The sequence below is a fragment of the Hymenobacter wooponensis genome, from assembly GCF_004745865.1.
Taxonomy (GTDB): domain Bacteria; phylum Bacteroidota; class Bacteroidia; order Cytophagales; family Hymenobacteraceae; genus Hymenobacter; species Hymenobacter wooponensis.
Window position 1 is genome coordinate 1,231,013 of record NZ_SRKZ01000001.1, and the last position, 19,296, is coordinate 1,250,308.

A 19,296-nucleotide genomic window follows, 5' to 3' on the forward strand; every position below is an offset into this window, starting at 1 on the left:
ACCCATCAACCACCCTCTAACCTTGTAGCGCCATGGAAGTCTCCAATCCCCACCCAATGGCCGAACGTAAAAACAGAAACAGCGCCAGCAATCCAGTTTGGATGGACGGCTTGCGCATTCTGCTAGGCCTGTTTCTGTTCGTTAAAGGCGTTTCTTTTCTAAACAACTCCAGCGACGTCTTCTACCTGCTCAGTCAGCAGGAAAGCCTGGCCCACCTCAGAAAAGCCTCCCTCTTTTTCAGCACCTTCCACATCATTGGCGGGCTCATGATTGCCTTCGGGTTTCTAACGCGGTTTGCGCTGCTTATTCAGATTCCTATTCTGATTGGCGCCGTTTTCATTGTAAACACCCAGAATGGCTTAACGCTGGGTAACATTGAGCTGTGGGTATCCGCCGCCGTATTAGCTCTCATGCTGTTCTTCATGATTGTAGGTCCCGGCCGGTATTCCATCGACCACCGAATTCTTCGGCACAAGCCCAGCGAGCTGTAGCCCTGCTAGGCCACAGCCACACGAGGCATAAGCTGCGGATGCTGACGTAGGTAGGCTGTCACATCGTAGATAAGTCCCGCATGGCCGGTATTCAACAGAATGGTGTCTGCTTTCGATAAAGTAGCAGCAAACTGCTGGATGCCGGCTGGCGGAATCACCCGGTCGTGGCGCCCTAAAAAGAAGGTAACAGGTATAGCGTGCTGGTTTAGCACGCGAGCCAGCCGCTTCAGGTCAAACGTTAGCCCCCGGAAGGCAGTCCAGCTCCGGTAAATGCGCAGGCGCTTTTCGCGGCTATCGAGCTGCCACTGAGCAAAGTGCACGAGGTTGGGGTCGAGCAGGCGGCGCTGCCGGAGGGTATTGAGGAAGCGCAACAGGCGCTGGGGCCGCAGAACCGCTCGGCCCAACAAGCCTCGCATCCACGGCGGCCGCATAGCTAGCGTGTACCATAGCTGGGACCCAATACCATCGGGAGCAATTAACCACACGCCTTTCACCCGCTCGGGGAAATACTCAGCGGCGGTCAGGGCAAACTTGGCACCCATGCTAAAGGCCAGCAGGCTGAAGCTTTCAATGCCCTGCTCAGCGAGGAACGTCTGAAGCAGCTCAGCAAGCCGCTGCTTGGTTAGCGGAGAGTCTTGTTTAGCTAATCGGCTGCCGCCGTGGTAAAACAGATCAAAGGCATACACGGTCACCTCAGGGCCCAGCAACTGGATCAGGCCCCGCCAGTGTCCTTCGCTTTGCCCGTACCCGTGAAAGGCTAGTACAACCTTCGGGCCGGTGCCATATTTACGGTAGTTTAGGTGCGTTTTCAACAAGGTATAAACACCGTCGCTACCCTGTAAGTGCCCACAAAAGCTATTGCATTTAATAGCAGAAAGTCGACAGCAGGTCCGCTAGGCCACTGCGTGGAATTGTGGCTTGGCTGTGCTTAGCTAGGTTAGGCGCGACACGCCGCCCGACACGATAAACTTCATTACTTCGCTGCTGGGCAGATCAAGGTAGGTGACGTGGGTGGGTGGCACCAGCACTAGCTCGCCGGAAAAGTTGTAGGAGTGCGGGAAATACACCGCCAGCAGGTCGTCGCGGTGAATAGCAGCCATGGTGGCCTGGGTTACGAAACCCATTTTGAAGGTCTGCTCGGTGGCACTCATACGCACCAGCACCGGCCGGTTAAACTTCTGGTTGTCGCCCACAAACGCGTCAAACAGATCTTTCAGGCTGGAGTAGATGATGCTGACCAGCGGCGTGCGGTGCAGCAGCCGCTCCATGATAATCAGGAAGGGCCGCACCAGGAAGGATTTCGCCACAAAGCCCACTAGCGTAATCAGCACAACGGCCACTACTAGGCCTAGGCCAGGTACATCAAAGCTCAAGCCCGCAAACAGGTCGTTGAGCCAGCGAAGTAGGGCATACAGAATATAGAGCGTGAGGCCGACCGGCGCCACAACCAGAAATCCGTTGAGAAAGTAGTTGAATAAACGACTCATGAGCGAAGCTAGTGGCCTACGGAACAGGCGCGGGCCGAGCACCGCAAGTTACCCCGCCCTCCTTAAAACAGCAGCGGCCCACCCAGAAAAACCGGGTGAGCCGCTGTTCTATTATCGTATGGGGGCAGGAAGAAGCTAGGCCAGCTTCATCTCTGTCACTTCTTCAATACGGTCCTTCACGCGCTGCATCAGCCACATGGGGGTGCTGGTGGCACCACAGATACCGACCGACTCCATGCCCTGAAACCACTCATCCTGCAGCTCCTGCTCGTTTTCCACGAAGTAGCTGCGCGGGTTGGTTTTGTTTACTACCGAGAATAGGGCCTTGCCGTTGGAGCTCTTACGGCCGCTCACGAAGACGATTACGTCATGCTGGACGGCGAATTTGGCCAATGCCGGCTCGCGGTTACTTACCTGCCGACAAATGCTGTCGTTGGCATCGAAGGCCTCCAAAGAGCCCCCAGCTGCGGCAATACGCTCTTCAATCACCTGCTTCATGTGGTAGAAGCCAGCGGTGCTTTTGGTGGTCTGGCTGAAGAGCGTAACCGGGCGGGCGAAGTCAATCTGGTCCAGGTCGGCCTCTGTCATCACGATGAGGGCCTGGTTGCGGGTCTGGCCGGTAAGGCCAATGACCTCCGCATGGCCGGGCTGCCCATAAATCACTACCTGTCCGTTTTGGCGCGTGGTGGCATCAAAAGCGTGCTTCACGCGGTTCTGCAGCTTAAGCACTACCGGGCATGAAGCGTCAATGAGCTCAATATTGTTGCGCAGAGCCAGGGCATAGGTTTCCGGCGGCTCGCCGTGGGCCCGGATGAGCACCTTGGCGTCGTGCAGCTCTTCCAGCTGCTCTCGGTCGATGATGCGTAGGCCTAGCGCATGCAGGCGCTCCACCTCCATGCGGTTGTGCACAATATCGCCGAGACAATACAAGATGTCGTCGTGGGCCAGTTCGTCTTCAGCCATCTGGATGGCAAACTCGACGCCGAAACAGTAGCCAGAATTTTTATCGATGGTGACGTTCATGTGTTCTCTTAACAAAGCAACCGTCGAACAGGTGCAATTATCGGGCCCTACTCCTTAACAACCGCTTCGCCGCCATTCCGTTCGGAGCTATCCGCGTCGGAAGTAACGGCTAGGGTAAATAACTTCGCCGATACCCGCTCCAGCACGAAATCAACCTGCTCGTCGATCATCATGTGAGTGGTATCCAGCAGCACAGCATCGGCGGCGCGGCGCAAGGGGCTTTCCGTCCGAGTAGAATCAATGTGGTCACGCTTGCGCAGGTTCTCCACTATCTCATCCACGGGTACGTGCTCGTCCTTCAGGGCCAGCTCCTCCTGGCGGCGCTCCGCCCGCGTAAGCACATCGGCGGTCATAAACACCTTCACCTCTGCATCAGGAAATACGGTGGTGCCGATGTCGCGGCCATCCATTACCACGCCCCGCTTACGGCCCATGCGCTGCTGCTGCCGCACCAAGGCGTGGCGCACGGCTGGAATCACCGACACCTCACTCACGGAGTTAGAAATGCGCATCTGCCGGATTTCATCCTCTCGGATTTCACCATCAAGACAGAGCTCATTGCGGCCGGTTTTGCGGTTACGCTTAAATGAGATGTGCATGTCATGCAGGGCCTGCTCAATGCGGGGCAAATCGTCGAAGCTGATGTTGTGCTCCAGCAGGTAAAGGGTTACGGCGCGGTACATGGCGCCGCTATCAATATAGGCGTAGCCCAGTTCAGCGGCCACAGCCTTAGCTGTGGTGCTTTTGCCGCACGAAGAGTAGCCATCAATGGCAATGACGATTTTCCGCATGACAAAGTCGTTGGGTACGGTTAGGCTTAAAGGGCTCACGAAATCCAGTTTTTGCGCACGGGCTTAAGGGCCAATCGCTCAGGAATGCCCGCGAAGAACTTCACAACCGACTCGGCTTCACCCTTAGCCAGCTGCTCGCTCACGCGGAAGAATGGGTTAAAAAAATAAGCGCGGTTGATGCCCACGCCGGTGGTTTTATCGGGGCCCTGAGCCCAGGTGCCGCCGTAGGTATCTACCAAACACTGGCCTAGGAAACACCCCAGCGCCGTAACTACTCCTTGCTTCTCCGAGTCTTTAATGCTAGGGCGCTGCTGCTCAATAAAGTCGGCGAGCCGTTGGACGGCCGCGGCATCAAAGGCATTCACCTGAAGCTGCTGGCGTACACCTTCGGCGGCGGCACGGAGTGAGGCAAGGGGCGATTCTGAAGGCATAGGCAACTGTAGTAGTTAAGGACGACCCACTGTTCCAACGGCGCGCAACTGCTGCGTCACGCGGGAATCAGCGTAATCTGTGAGCAATCGGGCGGCATCCCGCCCCGGACGCAGGCGACCGGTTTTGAGTTCCGCTACACTCCGTGCATCATCGGCCAGCAGCGTCAGAAACAGTTGTTGGAACGCATTTTTCGACCGAGGCACTTCTTGCCAAGGGCCAGCGGCTTGCCGGATTGTTAGAGTCGGCGTCCCCACCACGCGCTCCAGCAGGCTGCGGCGCGTGTAGCTGTAGTCAACCATCTGCAACCCCGCCCCGCGGAACTGCTGCATGCCAAACACCCCGCCGCGTAGCTTCGAGTGGCTGGCTAGGCCAGTCAAAGAAACCAGGGTATCGCCGGGGTATTTCACGAAGGCCTTGATTTCGCGAGGCAAATACGCTTGGTAGGTATTGCCCTCGGTGTTCATGTAAACTTTATAGGCGGTGTACTCGCCTATTTGCACGGCGTGCCAATGGCCTTGCAGGTCTTGAAAAGATCCGGCGTGCCCATCCGTCTGGCGTACCTGCGTAGGGTCGGGCGTAAAGGGGTCGTAAGTGCCTGGAGCCGGGAAAGCCGCCGGCTTAGTTTGAGCCACTGCCACAGGAGCCACCATTCCTAACCCCGCCATCGTCAACAAGCTAAACAGCAAAGTTTTTTTCACGTGCTTGGTGGATAGAGGATGTTTTGTGTGGCAAAGCGCCCTGCTGGTAGTGCAGTGCGTTAGTGGCTTTCACAAGGGCAAGGCATTTTGCCCAGCTTGGCTTTCCGCTTGAGGGATGAAGTTTTCTTCTGCTGGGGCGTGCGGCTGGCGCAGCCCGTTGAAGCTAGGCCAGTGCCTCCAATTAAGGCAGCTAATAGCAAAGTCACAATCTTTCTCACAGCGCAGATTTTCGGCAAATATACGGTTCTTTACCCGTTAGCCGTCTGCCCAACTCAACTTTACCTTCGCATTTCTCCTGCCCTATGCCCGCTGATTTTCAACTCCAGGCCAACGTCATCGACCTGTTTGCCAATACGATAACCCCCGCCACGCTTCACGTAGCTGCTGGCCGCATCCAGCAGATTGCTCCCACCGGTGCTCTCAACCCCGACCCCGCGCTACCCTATGCGCTACCCGGCTTTGTGGATGCCCACGTGCACGTGGAAAGCTCCCTGCTAGTGCCCTCTGAGTTTGCGCGCCTAGCCGTGGTGCACGGCACCGTAGCCACCGTATCAGACCCCCACGAGATTGGAAACGTGCTGGGCGTGGCGGGTGTGAAATACATGCTGGAAAATGGCGGGCAAGTACCCTTCAAGTTCTGCTTTGGGGCCCCCTCCTGCGTACCCGCTACGCCCTTTGAAACCGCCGGCGCCGAAATAACCGCCGCCGACATTGAGACGTTGTTCAAGGAGCACCCCGAAATTGGTTATTTGGCCGAAATGATGAACTGGCCCGGCGTGTTGCACCGCGACGCCGACGTGATGGAGAAAATCCGGCTGGCCCAGCAGTACGGCCGCCCTGTAGATGGCCACGCTCCTGGCCTACGCGGCGAAGACGCCCGCCAGTATGCGGCCGCCGGCATCAGCACCGACCACGAGTGCTTCACGGCGGAAGAGGCCCTGGATAAGCTCGCCGTGGGCATGAAGATTCTGGTGCGCGAGGGCTCCGCCGCCCGCAATTTCGAGGCCCTCATTGACCTACTCCCCGAGCACCACGAGCACATGATGTTCTGCTCTGATGATAAGCACCCCGACACCTTGGTGCTAGGCCATATCAACCAGCTGGTGCAGCGGGCAGTGGCGCGCGGCCAAGATGTGCTACAGGTGCTGCGCGTAGCTTGCCGCAACCCCGTAGAGCACTACAACCTGCCCGTAGGCCTCCTGCGCGCCGGTGACCCCGCTGATTTTATCGTGGTAGATAACCTCACCGATTTCAGCGTTCAGCAAACGTATCTGAATGGTGAGCTGGTGGCTGAAAAGGGCCAAACGCTGATTCCTGCTGTGCCCGTAGCGGTGGTAAACAACTTCCACACTACTCCCGTGCAGCCCGCCGATTTCCAGGTGGTAGCCCCTCAGGCAGCGGCCACAGTGCGCGTTATTGAGTGTTTCGATGGGCAGCTCATCACGGCCCGCCACGATTTGCCGGCCCGCGTGGAGAGTGGCCTAGTGCTGCCCGACATAGCGCAGGATGTGCTAAAGCTCACGGTAGTAAACCGCTATCGGCCGGCAGCCCCGGCGGTATCGTTCATTCAGGGCTTCGGGCTGAAGCGGGGCGCCCTGGCCAGCAGCGTAGGCCACGACTCCCACAACATCACTGCCGTAGGCTGCGACGATGAAAGCTTAGCCCGCGCCGTGAACTTGGTTATTGCGGCGCAGGGTGGCCTAGCCGTCGTGTCGCCTGATGGCGAGGAGCTGGTGCTTCCTCTGCCTGTGGCTGGCTTAATGTCGGATCAGGAAGGTTACCATGTGGCAGAGGCCTACGCCGCTGTAGATGCCCTATCCAAACAGCTCGGCTCGCCCCTCCAGGCCCCATTCATGACGCTTTCCTTCATGGCCCTGCTGGTTATCCCCAGCCTCAAGCTCAGCGACAAAGGCTTGTTTGATGGCGAGGCCTTCCGGTTTGTAGAAGCGGTGGTGTAGCCAAGCAGAAGTATCCTATTTATATCTGCACGTCATCTGAGCTTGCGAAGGATCTTATTAAGCAAGAACGACTGGCCTAGCGCCTCGTGCTGACGTGAAAAGATCCTTCGCAAGCTCAGGATGACGCGCTTTCAGGGATGTTGCCATTGCAGAGTAAGCACGCGAGATGTCTCAACAAGCTCGACATGACGGGCTGTAGTATTACCTATTCGCTAGGCCACTTCAACAACAAAAGCCCCGTTACCAGATGTGGTAACGGGGCTTTTTACTTAGGAAGTGGAAGCCTCTAGTTGTTCACGAAACGCTTTTCCAGTAGCTTCTGCATCTTCTCTTCCGTGAGAGGCTTAGCCAGGTACTCTACGCCTTCATACTGCGCAACACGGGCGGTGTCGGCGGCATGCATGGAGGTGGTGAGCACGGCCATCACGGTTTTCTCGCGCGAGCTGGCGGGCAACTCGTTGTAAAGCTTCAAGAACTCAAAGCCATCCATGCCGGGCATTTTCAGATCCACGAATACCAACTCGGGTACATCCTTCGATGGGTTATCGGCGGGGTTTTCGCCCCACAGGAACTGAAAAGCCTGATCCGCTTTGGAGAAAGTGTGAACCTGATCGGCTACGTTGAGCCGGCTCAACAATCGGTTATTTAGGAAGCTGGTAGTTTCATTGTCGTCTACCAGTACAACATTACGCAGTTTGCGAGCCATAGCTTTCGGAGTTTAAGAGGCACAAGTGTAACTGGCCTAGAGCCAGCCTTGTTCGCGCATCCAGTCGTCGTTATAGATTTTACCTAAGTAGCGAGTGCCGTGGTCAGGCAGGATAATGACCATCGTATCGTCTTCCTTCAGATGCTCCTTAGCATATTCCAAGGCCCCGAATACTGCCGACCCACAAGACCAGCCTACGAATAAGCCTTCCTCTTTGGCCAACCGCCGCGTCATGACGGCAGCATCTTTGTCGGATACTTTGATGAAAAGATCAATCAGGTCAAAGTTAACATTCTTAGGCAGAATATCTTCGCCGATACCCTCGGTTTTGTACGGGTAGATTTCGTTTTCGTCGAAAATACCGGTTTCCTTGTACTTCTTGAATACGGAGCCATAGGTGTCGAGGCCTACCGTCACAAGGTTAGGGTTCTGTTCTTTCAGGTATTTGGCCGTACCACAAATGGTGCCACCGGTGCCCACACCCGCCGCAAAGTGGGTGATTTTGCCTTCCGTTTGCTCCCACAGCTCGGGGCCAGTGGTTTCATAATGCGCCGCCGAGTTCGACATATTGTCGTACTGATTTGGGTACAGCGAGTTCGGGATTTCGGCGTTCAGCTTGCGGGCCACCGAGTAGTAGCTGCGTGGGTCGTCGGGGGCTACGTTGGTGGGGCACACGATTACCTCAGCACCTACTGCCTTCAGAATGTCCTGCTTCTCCTTGCTTTGCTTGTCACTCATCGTGAAGATGCACTTGTAGCCCTTCGCAATGGCGGCCAGCGCCAGGCCCATACCGGTATTGCCGGAGGTACCCTCAATGATGGTGCCGCCGGGCTGAATCAGACCGGCTTTCTCTGCATCCTCAATCATCTTCAACGCCATCCGGTCTTTCACCGAGTTGCCGGGGTTGAAGTATTCTACTTTCACCAATACGGTGCCTTTTATGCCTTCGGCAAGCTTGTTGAGCTTTACCAAAGGCGTATTGCCGATGGCCTCAACGATGTTGTTCAAGTACATGGGGGTGGGGTATGCGGTTTGTGAGAGAGGACCACAAAGGTACGCATTTCGGTTGGGAGCCTTAAGCAGATAGCTACTTTCCTCTCTGACTTTACTACCCGGCCTAATAGTTCGCGGCCCGCTGTAGTTGCGCCATTACGCTACCAGGTGCCGAAGCCGCCGTTCGGCCTCCGGTGGTGTTGAGGGGATGTAGGGCCTGCGTTTGATCTGTGAATAGAAAGGCATCGTACCGGTTGGGCAAGTCGCTCTGCACATAGTTGCCAGCTTCCTGACTAGGGTTATACACTACTCCAATGGCGCGGTGGCCTCGTTTATTGGTTAGAGCGGCCTCAGTACGCCAGGGCTGTAGCAGAATCAGCTTGTTGCGAGGCTCCTTCTGATGTAGGGCCGCTTCCCAAGAGTCTGTCCTGGCAGCCGGCACCTGCATCACCGTAGTAGCGCCGCCCCAATATGGCGAGGCAATCACCGTACCCTGGTAAGTACCCTGGCCTACAATAAATACGCCTTCGGCAGCATGCTGCTCGCGCACAAGCTGGCCTACATTTATCTCTCCGTACTGCGCCATATCAGTGTAGCGAGCATCGCCTACGTGGGTGTTATGCTCCCACACAATGATTTTGGCTTCCGGGCCGTGAAAGCTCATCAGCCGGTTGATGGTTTCCGTCATATGCCGGTCGCGGATGTTCCAGGATTCGGCGTTGCTGCGTACTGCCGTGCGGTAATAGCGTTCGGCATTCACAGCAATCAGCGCATTTTGCTCGGCATTGAATGCGCCTATGTGGTTATTGGGCAAGCTTTTCATTTGATTCCGCACGGCCGCCAGCACGTTGTTTATCTCCGTAACACACGTGGCTCCCTGCAGTGTAGCTCTTCCATAGGCCTCCTCATTGCGATTATAAGATTGCAGGCACGCCAGAGCCTCCTCAACCGCACTGAGCGTTACTTGATCGGCTTCGGCAAAATCAGTCCGGATTCTTTCCAAGGAGGGCCATAGGCTGTACACGTCTAACCCGAATATCCCTACCTGGCGAGCTGCGGGCTGTGTTTTATTATAGGTGCGCAGCCATTCGGCCAGGTCTGCCACTTCTTGGTTTGCCCACAGCCACGTAGGCCACCGATCAAACCGCTCCAGCACTTGCCTTGCTGAAGTGGCTGTACTAACGCCCTTCACATAGCGATTCAGCTCATACAAGTCAGGCCAGTCGCCCTCCACAGCAATCATGGTGAAGCCCTTCTCCTGAATCAGACGCTTGCTCAGGGTTGCTCGCCAAGTATAGAACTCCGCAGTACCGTGGGAGGCCTCGCCTAGCAACGCGTAACGGGCGGTTCCCAGCTGGTTAAGCAGCGGGTCCAGATCCTGGGCCGTTTCCAGACGAGATATTCCAGCGTCCGGAAGCGCAAGAGTGTTGCTCGGCGATTCAGAATCTTTATCGGAGCAGGCTGCCAAGCACCACCAGAAGCTTAAAAGCAGCGCAAATCGCAAGGTTTTCATGACCCAATAATTTGTATGTGTTGGCTTCTATCCCTGGCGCCGAATACCGCGCAGCTATCCAGCGCGCCTAGCCCTTAGCATGCATTAGCTTGCTCTTACCTTTCTTCAGAAGCCGTTTTTAACTTCTCCCTGAAACTCAACCCAATAAAAAAAGTTATAGATGAGCACCAATAAATACTATACATTGGAGTACCAGTAGGTTGCCTTGCTTTAGGTGAAGCAGGCCAGAATAGGCCTAAGCCTGTTACTACATAGTTCGAAACGGTAACAGGCTTGCCTCCGCCCCAAAAAAGGCTACTTTTGCACACCGCTAGCCTTCGGCTGGCGGGCATTCCCCACCCTCAACCCGCATCTTCCTCTAACTCTTCTTCTATGAGTGTTCTGGTTAACAAGGATTCCAAAGTGATTGTGCAGGGCTTCACCGGCTCGGAAGGGTCGTTCCACGCCCAACAGATGATTGAGTACGGCACCAACGTGGTAGGCGGCGTAACCCCCGGCAAAGGCGGCACCCAGCACCTCGACCGTCCCGTGTTCAACACCGTAGCCGAAGCAGTAGAGCAGGCGGGTGCTGACACCAGCATCATCTTCGTTCCCCCAGCTTTCGCCGCCGACGCTATCATGGAAGCCGCCGACGCAGGCATCAAAGTTATCGTGACCATCACTGAGGGTATCCCCACCAAGGACATGATTGCGGTGAAGGAGTACCTGAAGGGCCGTGAGGGTCTGCGCATGATCGGGCCAAACTGCCCTGGCGTAATGACCGCCGGCGAGTGCAAAGTGGGCATCATGCCTGGCTTTATCTTCCAGAAAGGTAAAATCGGTATCGTTTCGAAGTCGGGTACCCTGACCTACGAAGCTGTTGACCAGCTCACCAAAGCTGGCCTAGGCCAGACCACGGCCATCGGCATTGGCGGCGACCCGATCATTGGCACCACTACCAAAGAAGCCGTGGAGTTGCTCATGAACGACCCCGAAACCGAAGGCATCGTGATGATCGGTGAAATCGGTGGCGGCATGGAAGCCGAAGCTGCTCGCTGGATCAAGGAAACCGGCAACAAGAAGCCCGTAGTTGGTTTCATTGCTGGCCAGACGGCTCCTCCCGGCCGCCGCATGGGCCACGCTGGTGCTATTGTAGGCGGCGCCGATGACACGGCTGCGGCTAAAATGGCCATCATGCGCGAGTGCGGTATCCACGTAGTAGACTCTCCCGCCGAAATTGGTGACACCATGCTGCGCGTACTAGGCGGCAAGTAATTGCTAGACCAATACCAGATATAAAAAGCCCCGACGCGCGTCGGGGCTTTTTTGTTGGTTAAGCTTTACCAGCCCATATTTGGCTCTTATTACTCAGTTCACTATTCCGTACGTCTTATGCACAGTACTACTAAATTATTACTCGCCATCATCGGGGTTGCCGGCGCAACGGCGTGTACCAAAGAGGTTGAAAAGATTGTGGTGCAAGAACCCACCTACAGTTGGTCGGAGGTAAAGCAACTCAGCGGCAGCCAAAAAATTATCATCCAGCTCACCACGGATAAGAAGACGCTTTTTTTGCAGCAGCCGGGCATTTTTGGCCACGTTACGCCGCTGGCAAACGTTCCTAGGCCACCTGATCAGGGCTACTTTCAGATTAAGTCGTACACAACTGACCCGCTGCCTTACGACATCAAAAACCGCTTACCCATGAACGCCAGCTTATTTCTGAAGCCGACACAGGTAGGCGACTCTGTTTTGAATGTGTACACTACGGCTAACCCGCCGTTTTCTAACGAGATATCAGAGATTCGTTTGCGACGAATCGATAAAACGGCGGATAGATTCGTCAACAACCGTTATAGCCCTTATGCTGCTTTCGGAGCCATTAGCAGCAACAATTATTCATTGGTTGGCTATACCACTATTTCTGGAGATAGAGCTCTGCATTTTGTTCTCAGCAAGCTCACGTTACCCACCCGAACCCGGGGCCCCGTCGAAGTCACATCGCGCACGGTTTCTATACCACTTGATAATACCAGCGACTTCTATACAATTTCAGTTATCGATGATTATTTCCTGGTTTCTAATGCGAATGATGGAATCTATAAAATTCGCGAAAACGGGACAGTACGGAAAGTGGTCAATTCCCCACAAACGTTTACCACTGCCTATTACAAAGACCGTGGTACTCTCTATGCCATACAGGGTGATTATCAGTACAGCATTTTGACCTCAACGGATGACGGGGAGACTTGGCAACGTAGTACAGGACTACCTAATTATTTTCGCAGTAGTACTTTCTACCCTGTCGGGGATAGTATAGTAGGCGTTTCACACGGAGCAACCAATAACGTATTGTACACTCTTCGCTGGCAGGGCGCTAGATATCGGGTGCGCGAGTTGAAAAGCGACGGATTGAACCAAGCTGACTTTACTGACCTAGTTCAGCTTGGCGATACGGTTTACCTGGGAACTACGAACGGGTTATTTAGGCAGCCTCTCAAAACCTTCTTTGAGAGCAAACCAAAGCAGTAGTGCCCTTGGCATCTTGAGCCTGCTTCCGCGCTCAGCGGTGCCTTTCTAGGCCAGTAGCTAAAACAAGCCCGCATCGGCTTTCGCTGAGGCGGGCTTGTTACTCTTTATTCTGGGCTCTGAGGTTGATTACGCTTCCAGAAAAGCTGCGGCCGTACTACCACTCCGGCACTTATCAGCATAGTAGTTGGCGTAATATTTCGCCGGTCCTGATTTTGGCGCTCCGCATGGCCCGGTATAGAGAAGCCCAAAGTGCCTAGCCCTTGCACTGCCCCTTCGCCAATGCGCACAAAGCAGGTGGGCTCCAGAAAGAAGCGGTTGGAAGACGGATGAGGCTCATCGTTGCGAAGCAGCTTGCTGTAGCTTACAAACGTGTTTCTTAGAGACAAGCCATAGCTCCGCCCAGCGCTTTGCTTGGCAATGTATAGTTGGCCGTAGTAACGGGTGTAATTGGCTTCATAGTGAACCAATGAGCCAAATAATGGTAGAAGCACGCTCCCACTAGCGTCATAAATATTAGTGCGTGCAAACCCTACTCCGCCAATAGCGCCGAAGTAGGTAGCTTTGTCCTTCCCAATCATGCGGTACATACCCAGGCCTAGCCCCGCTTGCCGGTGCGAGTTACGGTAGTTGAACGTTGCGTTGTTGCGCGTTTCGCTGCCTTGGCTACTCTGCCCGGCCACTTCGCCCACCACCAACAAATGCGACACAGGCGAGTACGCAGCGCTTCCTTCAAAGCTGGTTAAGCCACGCACTGCCGCTGTAACCTCGATATCTCCCTTTTCCTTCAGCAACGGCGTACTGGGTACAGTGGGCACGTACACAGCACAACCGGTAAGCGCAATCCAACACAGTGATAGATATCTTTTCATAAAAGTTAATTGCTATATAAGCTAAGTACTCAGATTGGCCGCTCATTCAGAAATTAACGTCTCCTTGGGTTAGAGTTTATCTGAGTAAGCTAACTCACGCAGAAACTCATGTAACGGCTTAGTTTAGCAGCTTTATTAAGACTGTAATTAGACTTCAGAAATAATCAGGCGTTCTATGCTATTCTTATAAAAGCCGCCCTAGCTGCAACCTCTCACCAGCTAGTTTAGCTCACTATTATATGAGGTATTGTTTCTTGCTCACTGGCCTAGCGCTGCTTGTTGCCCACATAGGTTACGCTCAGGTTGCACCCATTGTGGCATTACCTGATGTTAAGGTTAGCAACCAGAGCAGCCACTTGGTGGTGGCGTCTGGCCGAGGCGACCGTAAAAACTGGCACCTTACAGCTCCAGGTGGTGCTACTGCAGTACGGTTTCTCGCGCCCCGAGAGAAGTACCACGAGTTGCGGCAGATACGCCTGCACTTACGGCACACAAATCAACTACGCGAAGGGCAATTGCAGATCCGAATTGCCTCTGTAGCCACCACTGGCATTCCTGCCAATGACAACCTACTGCCAGTTAGCCTGTTGCTCTCAACCGCTGACTTACGCCGCGCCCGCAACCACCTCACCTTAGAGTGGCCTACGGCGCACCTAGTAGTACCAACGGGAGGTTTCTTTATTGTGATTGAGTGCCTAGGCCAGTCGGCTGATGAATACGCTAGTCGGCTACTACCACCAGAAACTGATGGTAAGCTCCGCATTGAAATTAGTCACCGTACGCAACCTAACACATCTACTCGCATAGCAGATGCCAGCGGCTTCCCTGTACTGCAAGCCACTCAACCTGACTCTTCTGCCGCCGAGAGCTGGTACCGCGATACCGCGACGCAGCAGTGGCGCCGCAACCGGGTAGGCCAGTCAGGAATATTACTTGATGCAGTTTTTGAATAGTTATTTCTTGCCCTCTTGCCCGCCCACGTTCACTACAATACCAAACTGAAACACCGAGTTAGCTGCCTTCAGGTACTTCCGGTGGCGTAGGCCAAAGTTGCTACCGCTGATAAGCTGAAACTGCAACGGCCCCACCAACTGAATACGGGTGTACGTAATAGGCTCGAGAAAAACATTGTCTTCGGGGGCGTGTGCTTGGCCATCGAGCCGAAACTTATCAAGCTGCATGTAACTGATGCGCAAGGCGGTACCGTAGTTAACGGGCCAGTCGCGCCCCAGCACATGGAAGCTCTTGTGGTCTTTAGAGGTATAGTTGGCCTGGAGGAAGTACTTGGTCAGGTTGCCCTCCAGCGTACGTGTAACGCCTTCGTCGGGCGTGCGCTCAATGCGCTTCGTTTTGCCTACACCCACGCCTCCGTAAAACTCCAGCACCCGAGTATCCCGGATGCGGGTGTAGTAGCCGAGGCCTACTTCGCCAAAATCGTGGTCTTCGGCCCGTTTCTTCTTATCAGTATGCAGAAAAGAGGCCGAGCCCATGATGCCCAGGTGGTTGGTAGCGGCGTAGGCTCCTTGCACACTGGTGTTTTGGCTGAAATTAGTCTGCAAGCTGCCGCTCCACTCGCCCTGCTGGGTGAGCAACGGTACCTGGGGCGGCGGCGGGAAGTACAAGGAGGAGCAGGCACTCAGGCACGGCAACACAACGAATAACAACAGGCGCAAGTAACGCGAAGCAAGCATAGGCTGAAAAAGACCAGTAATCAGGGGCAGAACGGCAAGTGAGCGGTTTCGTTGTGTAGTCATCAGGGCGGCCAGGCCGTATAGCCAGTAGCTGTTCAGCTTCAGCGCACAAATACGACAACTCAAAAGCCTTAAGTTCTGCTTTTTATGCCTATTTCCTACGACGCCCTGATTATTGGCTCCGGTCAGGCCGGAAATCCTCTTGCTACCGCCCTAGCCAAAGCCGGACGCAAAGTAGCCATAGTGGAGAAATACTTGCTGGGCGGCTCCTGCATCAATTATGGCTGCTCACCAGTCAAAGCCATGCTGGCCTCCGCCGAACGGGTGCACCAAGTAGCCACCGCGCAGGAATACGGCGTACATGCTGCTCCGCCCGAAGTTGACTTCAAGGCAATTATGGCGCGCAAAGACACCATCATTCAGGAAATGCGTGATGGAGTACGCAAGAACCTGACAAAGGAACACTCGGGCATCACTGTGCTACACGGGCACGCCACCTTTACGGGGCCTAAAACGGTGCGCGTAACGGGCCTCGATGGCCAGGTGCACGACTTGAAGGCACCACTCATCTTTATTAATACCGGCACTGAGTCGGCTATTCCGCCCATTGAAGGCTTAGCTGACAACCACTTTCTGACCAATAAGAGCATTCTGGAGCTACAGGAGCTGCCAGAGCATCTGCTTATTCTGGGGGGTGGCTACATTGGCCTGGAGTTCGGGCAAATGTTTCGCCGCTTCGGCAGCCGCGTTACTATCATTGAACACGCCAAGCAACTGCTTGAACGCGAAGATAATGACGTTTGCGAAGCCATGCAGGAGCAGCTAGGGGCCGATGGCGTAGAGTTCGTGCTAGGCGCCTATGTGCAACGCGTTTCCCGCAATGAAGAAGGTGCCTACACCCTCACGGCTCATACTGCGGCTGGTGAGCGGCGCCTGCGCGGCTCTCACTTGCTGGTGGCCATTGGCCGGAAGCCCAATACCGATGATCTAGGCCTAGAAGCTGCGGGCATTGAAACCAACGAGGAAGGGTATATCCTAGTTAATGAACGCCTGCAAACCAACGTGCGCGGTGTATATGCTCTCGGCGACGTGCACCCCGGCCCCCAGTTCACCCACCTCAGCTACGACGATTACCGCGTAGTACGCGACAATATCATCCATCGCAAACGGCGCTCCGCCAAAGATCGGCCCCTGCCCTACGTAGTGTTTACTCAGCCTCAGCTAGGTCGTATAGGCTTATCAGAAAAACAGGCCCAAGAGCAAAAGCTTGACTACCGTGTAGCAACTATGCCCGTGCAATACGTGGGCCGCGCCCGTGAAACCGGTAATAAAGAAGGCTTCATGAAGGTGCTGGTAGATGCGCACAACCACATCATTGGGGCCACTATATTTTCGGAGCAAGGCGGCGAAATCATGTCAATGATTCAGCTCGCTATGGCTGGCAAAATCACGTGCGACCAACTTCAGAACATGGTATTTGCCCACCCTACCTGGGCTGAGTCACTGAATAACCTATTTGCAAAGTTGGAGAAGGCCTAGGGTAGACCAGCGAAAGAATATCTCTTAGTTGAGAACTAAGACTAGTAAACCCCAATACGAAAACCGCCCCTACAGCAAATAGCTACAGGGGCGGTTTTCGTATTACAGCTCTAGGCTGACTGTGTATCTACTTAGCGTAGGCCACGGCGCGCATTTCCCGGATAACCGTGATTTTAATTTGGCCAGGGTACTGCATTTCCTTCTCGATTTTCTGCGAAATCTCGTAGCTCAACTCGGCGGCACGCTCGTCGGTTACGTTCTCGGCGTCTACCATTACGCGCAGCTCGCGGCCGGCCTGAATAGCAAAGCACTGGTTCACTCCTTTGAAGCCGTTGGCGGTTTCTTCCAGCTGCTTGAGGCGCTTGATATAGCTTTCCATCATCTCGCGGCGGGCACCTGGCCTAGAGCCGGAAATGGCGTCGCATGCCTGCACTAGCGGCGAAATCATGGCGGTCATCTCAATTTCGTCGTGGTGGGCACCAATGGCGTTTACCACATCGGGATGCTCCTTGTACTTCTTGGCCATCTCCATGCCCAGAATGGCGTGGGGCAGCTCGGGCTCTTCGGTACTTACTTTTCCGATGTCGTGGAGAAGGCCGGCGCGTTTGGCGTGCTTCACGTTGAGGCCTAGCTCTGCGGCCATCGTGGCGCAAAGGTTAGCTACTTCGCGCGAGTGTTGCAGCAGGTTCTGACCATACGAGGAGCGGAAACGCATCCGGCCCACCATCTTGATCAGTTCGGGGTGCAGGCCATGGATGCCCAAGTCGATGATAGTTTTCTCCCCGATTTCCACGATTTCCTCGTCGATGTTCTTGCGGGTTTTAGCCACAATCTCCTCGATACGGGCGGGGTGAATACGGCCATCCTTCACCAGCAAGTGCAGGCTCAGGCGGGCCACTTCGCGGCGCACGGGGTCGAAGCCCGAGATGATGATGGCTTCGGGCGTGTCGTCTACAATGATTTCAACGCCGGTAGCGGCTTCCAGCGCCCGGATGTTGCGGCCCTCGCGGCCGATAATTTTGCCTTTAACGTCGTCGGACTCGATGTTGAACACCGATACGCAGTTCTCAATGGCGTGCTCGGCGGCGGTGCGCTGAATAGTTTCCAGCACTACTTTCTTGGCATCTTTGGTAGCCGTCAGTTTAGCCTGGGCTACTACATCTTTGATGTAGGAACTGGCCTGAATCTGCGCTTCGTTCTTGAGCGACTCAACCAACTGCTCGCGGGCTTCAGCGGCCGTCAAACCCGAAATGGCTTCGAGCTGCTGCAGAACCTGCTGCTGCTTGGCGGTTAGGTCTTGGGTGCGCTCTTCCAGCTCCTGCTCCACCTCCTGCTCACGCTGCTCTAGCTTGGCCAGTTGGTTTTCGAGAACGGTACGACGCTTTTCTTCCTGAGCCTCCAGCTTTTCGCGCTGCTGCTGCGCCTGCGTTTCAATTCGTTCGCGGGTAGCTTCTAGATCTTTTTCTTTACGCTGAATCTGCTCTAGCTGCTTTTGGGTGGTGAGGGTGAGCTGCTTAATGCTCTGCTCCTGCTCTACTACGGCAGCACGGCGGTCGGTTAGTTCCTGTTCGAGGGCCTGCTTCTGGCGGCGGCTCTCCTGCTCAAACTCCTGCTTAAGGTTGCGAAATTTATCCTTCGATTGCTGAATCCGCTCGTCGCGGGTACGGGTGGCTTGCAGTTCTGCGTCCTGCAGAATCTGCTGGGCCCGGGCTTTGGCGTCGGCTTCGTGGTCCTGCCGGGCCTTTCCGGCCAGCAGGCGCCCCACCACGATGCCGACCACAAGGGCCAGCACAGCGGCGAGAACAATATAAACAGTGGTGGACATGAGCTATGGTTTTTGGAAAGGTGAACCCATAGCATGAAAGCACAGCCAACGCCCGCGCGACCGGCAGAGCCGATTGCCCTGCCCCGCTTCGGGCTCACTCTTCGCGCCGGCCCTGACCAAGTTGGGGTCAGACCAGCACCACTCCCGACAGCAGCTCGTCCAGGCGCGCGAGGCGCTCAGTCAGGGCCGCATCGGTCCCGTCCTTTTCCTTGCTGACCTTCAGGCGGTCAGCCATTGTAGATAGGGCAATCATGGCCAGCAGATCCTGCTTGTCCTGAATGCCGTACTGCTCCCGAAATTCCTTCAGCCGCTCATTGAGCAGGCGGCCTGCCATGCGCAGGCGTTCCTCGTCCTGGGGGCTTACCCGCATCGGATAATCCCGGTCAGCCACGCGGATTTTAATGGATAGATCAGACATCAGTACTATAGGGCGCGGTGGGTTTGGTGGGTTACTCCCTCAAATAGGCAAGGCACTTATCTATTTCGCGGATGTATTCGTTAAGGCGAAGTTTCAGCTCGTTGGTGTTGGCAGGTTCTCCTGCTATGGTATTGACAAGTTTAACAATATTCTCCTGATTCTGGAAATCCTTCAACTGCCGCTCCCGGTCCCGCACATCGGCCCGTAAGTGCTGAATGGTGGTCTGGGCATCGGCTAGCTCCTCGCGCAACTGCTGATAGGCAGCCACTAAGGTGGTCACCTGCCGCTCCAGGCGGTCGAGTTGAGCAAGCTGCTTAGAAGAAGCCATTGGCAGAGAGAAATTTTTTGGTG

At 55.1% G+C, this 19,296-nt stretch carries 19 protein-coding genes and 1 pseudogene; 6 read left to right on the plus strand and 14 right to left on the minus strand.

Features of this window, described 5'->3' with window-relative positions:
- The first annotated feature begins 32 nt into the window (after positions 1 to 32).
- Entirely contained in the window at positions 33 to 491 is a 459-nt protein-coding gene (locus tag EU557_RS05120) for a DoxX family protein (protein ID WP_245326166.1), read from the plus strand.
- A 5-nt stretch (positions 492 to 496) separates the two neighbouring features.
- Here the strand turns inward: EU557_RS05120 and EU557_RS05125 are convergent, their stop codons facing one another.
- The 6 genes from EU557_RS05125 to EU557_RS05150 form a co-directional block, all read right to left on the minus strand.
- Positions 497 to 1,303, minus strand: a complete 807-nt coding sequence (locus tag EU557_RS05125; protein WP_167855091.1) for an alpha/beta fold hydrolase — start codon at positions 1,301 to 1,303, stop codon at positions 497 to 499.
- A 120-nt stretch (positions 1,304 to 1,423) separates the two neighbouring features.
- The gene (locus EU557_RS05130; RefSeq protein ID WP_135529318.1) at positions 1,424 to 1,978 is read right to left on the minus strand and encodes a DUF502 domain-containing protein; all 555 of its coding nucleotides are present in this window, start codon (positions 1,976 to 1,978) and stop codon (positions 1,424 to 1,426) included.
- A 135-nt stretch (positions 1,979 to 2,113) separates the two neighbouring features.
- Positions 2,114 to 3,001: a 4-hydroxy-3-methylbut-2-enyl diphosphate reductase gene (locus EU557_RS05135; protein WP_135529319.1), complete on the minus strand. Its 888-nt coding sequence runs from the start codon at positions 2,999 to 3,001 to the stop codon at positions 2,114 to 2,116.
- A 47-nt stretch (positions 3,002 to 3,048) separates the two neighbouring features.
- Complete coding sequence (cmk, locus tag EU557_RS05140; RefSeq protein ID WP_135529320.1) at positions 3,049 to 3,792, minus strand: (d)CMP kinase; 744 nt, start codon at positions 3,790 to 3,792, stop codon at positions 3,049 to 3,051.
- Between the two features lie 35 nt (positions 3,793 to 3,827).
- Positions 3,828 to 4,223 carry a hypothetical protein gene (locus EU557_RS05145; RefSeq protein WP_135529321.1) on the minus strand — a complete coding sequence of 132 codons (396 nt, stop codon included), beginning with the start codon at positions 4,221 to 4,223 and terminating at the stop codon, positions 3,828 to 3,830.
- Positions 4,224 to 4,238: 15 nt separating this feature from the next.
- Entirely contained in the window at positions 4,239 to 4,922 is a 684-nt protein-coding gene (locus EU557_RS05150; protein WP_135529322.1) for a hypothetical protein, read from the minus strand.
- A 302-nt stretch (positions 4,923 to 5,224) separates the two neighbouring features.
- On the opposite strand from EU557_RS05150, the gene ade reads away from it, so the two are divergent.
- Positions 5,225 to 6,880 (plus strand): adenine deaminase, encoded by a 1,656-nt coding sequence (gene ade, locus EU557_RS05155; RefSeq protein ID WP_135529323.1) that lies wholly within the window; start codon positions 5,225 to 5,227, stop codon positions 6,878 to 6,880.
- 286 nt (positions 6,881 to 7,166) lie between these two features.
- Here the strand turns inward: ade and EU557_RS05160 are convergent, their stop codons facing one another.
- The 3 genes and pseudogenes from EU557_RS05160 to EU557_RS05170 all read right to left on the minus strand — a co-directional run bounded on the left by EU557_RS05160 (position 7,167) and on the right by EU557_RS05170 (position 10,092).
- A complete protein-coding gene (locus tag EU557_RS05160; protein ID WP_135529324.1) occupies positions 7,167 to 7,586 on the minus strand; it encodes a response regulator in 420 nt (139 codons plus the stop codon).
- A 39-nt stretch (positions 7,587 to 7,625) separates the two neighbouring features.
- Positions 7,626 to 8,600 (minus strand): annotated as a pseudogene (locus EU557_RS05165) (PLP-dependent cysteine synthase family protein); the annotation flags it as partial.
- 103 nt (positions 8,601 to 8,703) lie between these two features.
- Complete coding sequence (locus EU557_RS05170) at positions 8,704 to 10,092, minus strand: erythromycin esterase family protein (RefSeq protein ID WP_210115982.1); 1,389 nt, start codon at positions 10,090 to 10,092, stop codon at positions 8,704 to 8,706.
- Positions 10,093 to 10,464: 372 nt separating this feature from the next.
- Between EU557_RS05170 and sucD the strand changes: the two genes are divergently transcribed.
- On the plus strand, positions 10,465 to 11,346 hold the full coding sequence (gene sucD, locus EU557_RS05175) for a succinate--CoA ligase subunit alpha (RefSeq protein WP_135433193.1): 882 nt from the start codon (positions 10,465 to 10,467) through the stop codon (positions 11,344 to 11,346).
- A gap of 117 nt (positions 11,347 to 11,463) precedes the next feature.
- Positions 11,464 to 12,603 (plus strand): beta propeller repeat protein, encoded by a 1,140-nt coding sequence (locus EU557_RS05180; RefSeq protein WP_135529326.1) that lies wholly within the window; start codon positions 11,464 to 11,466, stop codon positions 12,601 to 12,603.
- Positions 12,604 to 12,707: 104 nt separating this feature from the next.
- On the opposite strand, the gene EU557_RS05185 is transcribed toward EU557_RS05180, so the two are convergent.
- Complete coding sequence (locus tag EU557_RS05185) at positions 12,708 to 13,472, minus strand: hypothetical protein (protein ID WP_135529327.1); 765 nt, start codon at positions 13,470 to 13,472, stop codon at positions 12,708 to 12,710.
- Between the two features lie 239 nt (positions 13,473 to 13,711).
- Between EU557_RS05185 and EU557_RS05190 the strand changes: the two genes are divergently transcribed.
- Positions 13,712 to 14,425 (plus strand): hypothetical protein, encoded by a 714-nt coding sequence (locus EU557_RS05190; RefSeq protein ID WP_135529328.1) that lies wholly within the window; start codon positions 13,712 to 13,714, stop codon positions 14,423 to 14,425.
- On the opposite strand, the gene EU557_RS05195 is transcribed toward EU557_RS05190, so the two are convergent.
- Positions 14,426 to 15,163: a porin family protein gene (locus EU557_RS05195; protein ID WP_135529329.1), complete on the minus strand. Its 738-nt coding sequence runs from the start codon at positions 15,161 to 15,163 to the stop codon at positions 14,426 to 14,428.
- A 147-nt stretch (positions 15,164 to 15,310) separates the two neighbouring features.
- Between EU557_RS05195 and EU557_RS05200 the strand changes: the two genes are divergently transcribed.
- Complete coding sequence (locus EU557_RS05200) at positions 15,311 to 16,702, plus strand: mercuric reductase (RefSeq protein WP_135529330.1); 1,392 nt, start codon at positions 15,311 to 15,313, stop codon at positions 16,700 to 16,702.
- A gap of 127 nt (positions 16,703 to 16,829) precedes the next feature.
- Here the strand turns inward: EU557_RS05200 and rny are convergent, their stop codons facing one another.
- The 3 genes from rny to EU557_RS05215 form a co-directional block, all read right to left on the minus strand.
- A complete protein-coding gene (gene rny / locus EU557_RS05205; protein ID WP_135529331.1) occupies positions 16,830 to 18,527 on the minus strand; it encodes a ribonuclease Y in 1,698 nt (565 codons plus the stop codon).
- 127 nt (positions 18,528 to 18,654) lie between these two features.
- Positions 18,655 to 18,945 (minus strand): cell division protein ZapA, encoded by a 291-nt coding sequence (locus tag EU557_RS05210; protein WP_135529332.1) that lies wholly within the window; start codon positions 18,943 to 18,945, stop codon positions 18,655 to 18,657.
- Between the two features lie 31 nt (positions 18,946 to 18,976).
- The gene (locus EU557_RS05215; protein ID WP_135529333.1) at positions 18,977 to 19,273 is read right to left on the minus strand and encodes a hypothetical protein; all 297 of its coding nucleotides are present in this window, start codon (positions 19,271 to 19,273) and stop codon (positions 18,977 to 18,979) included.
- Between the last annotated feature and the right edge of the window lie 23 nt (positions 19,274 to 19,296).

Bases quoted from the DNA above. Each gene is read 5' to 3' on its own strand.
- EU557_RS05130 (WP_135529318.1), bottom strand. From the start codon at position 1,978: ATGAGTCGTTTATTCAACTACTTTCTCAACGGATTTCTGGTTGTGGCG.
- EU557_RS05185 (WP_135529327.1), bottom strand. From the start codon at position 13,472: ATGAAAAGATATCTATCACTGTGTTGGATTGCGCTTACCGGTTGTGCT.
- cmk (WP_135529320.1), bottom strand. From the start codon at position 3,792: ATGCGGAAAATCGTCATTGCCATTGATGGCTACTCTTCGTGCGGCAAA.
- EU557_RS05195 (WP_135529329.1), bottom strand. From the start codon at position 15,163: ATGCTTGCTTCGCGTTACTTGCGCCTGTTGTTATTCGTTGTGTTGCCG.
- EU557_RS05145 (WP_135529321.1), bottom strand. From the start codon at position 4,223: ATGCCTTCAGAATCGCCCCTTGCCTCACTCCGTGCCGCCGCCGAAGGT.
- EU557_RS05215 (WP_135529333.1), bottom strand. From the start codon at position 19,273: ATGGCTTCTTCTAAGCAGCTTGCTCAACTCGACCGCCTGGAGCGGCAG.
- EU557_RS05200 (WP_135529330.1), top strand. From the start codon at position 15,311: ATGCCTATTTCCTACGACGCCCTGATTATTGGCTCCGGTCAGGCCGGA.
- EU557_RS05160 (WP_135529324.1), bottom strand. From the start codon at position 7,586: ATGGCTCGCAAACTGCGTAATGTTGTACTGGTAGACGACAATGAAACT.
- ade (WP_135529323.1), top strand. From the start codon at position 5,225: ATGCCCGCTGATTTTCAACTCCAGGCCAACGTCATCGACCTGTTTGCC.
- EU557_RS05180 (WP_135529326.1), top strand. From the start codon at position 11,464: ATGCACAGTACTACTAAATTATTACTCGCCATCATCGGGGTTGCCGGC.
- EU557_RS05135 (WP_135529319.1), bottom strand. From the start codon at position 3,001: ATGAACGTCACCATCGATAAAAATTCTGGCTACTGTTTCGGCGTCGAG.
- rny (WP_135529331.1), bottom strand. From the start codon at position 18,527: ATGTCCACCACTGTTTATATTGTTCTCGCCGCTGTGCTGGCCCTTGTG.
- EU557_RS05210 (WP_135529332.1), bottom strand. From the start codon at position 18,945: ATGTCTGATCTATCCATTAAAATCCGCGTGGCTGACCGGGATTATCCG.
- EU557_RS05170 (WP_210115982.1), bottom strand. From the start codon at position 10,092: ATGAAAACCTTGCGATTTGCGCTGCTTTTAAGCTTCTGGTGGTGCTTG.
- EU557_RS05120 (WP_245326166.1), top strand. From the start codon at position 33: ATGGAAGTCTCCAATCCCCACCCAATGGCCGAACGTAAAAACAGAAAC.
- EU557_RS05190 (WP_135529328.1), top strand. From the start codon at position 13,712: ATGAGGTATTGTTTCTTGCTCACTGGCCTAGCGCTGCTTGTTGCCCAC.
- sucD (WP_135433193.1), top strand. From the start codon at position 10,465: ATGAGTGTTCTGGTTAACAAGGATTCCAAAGTGATTGTGCAGGGCTTC.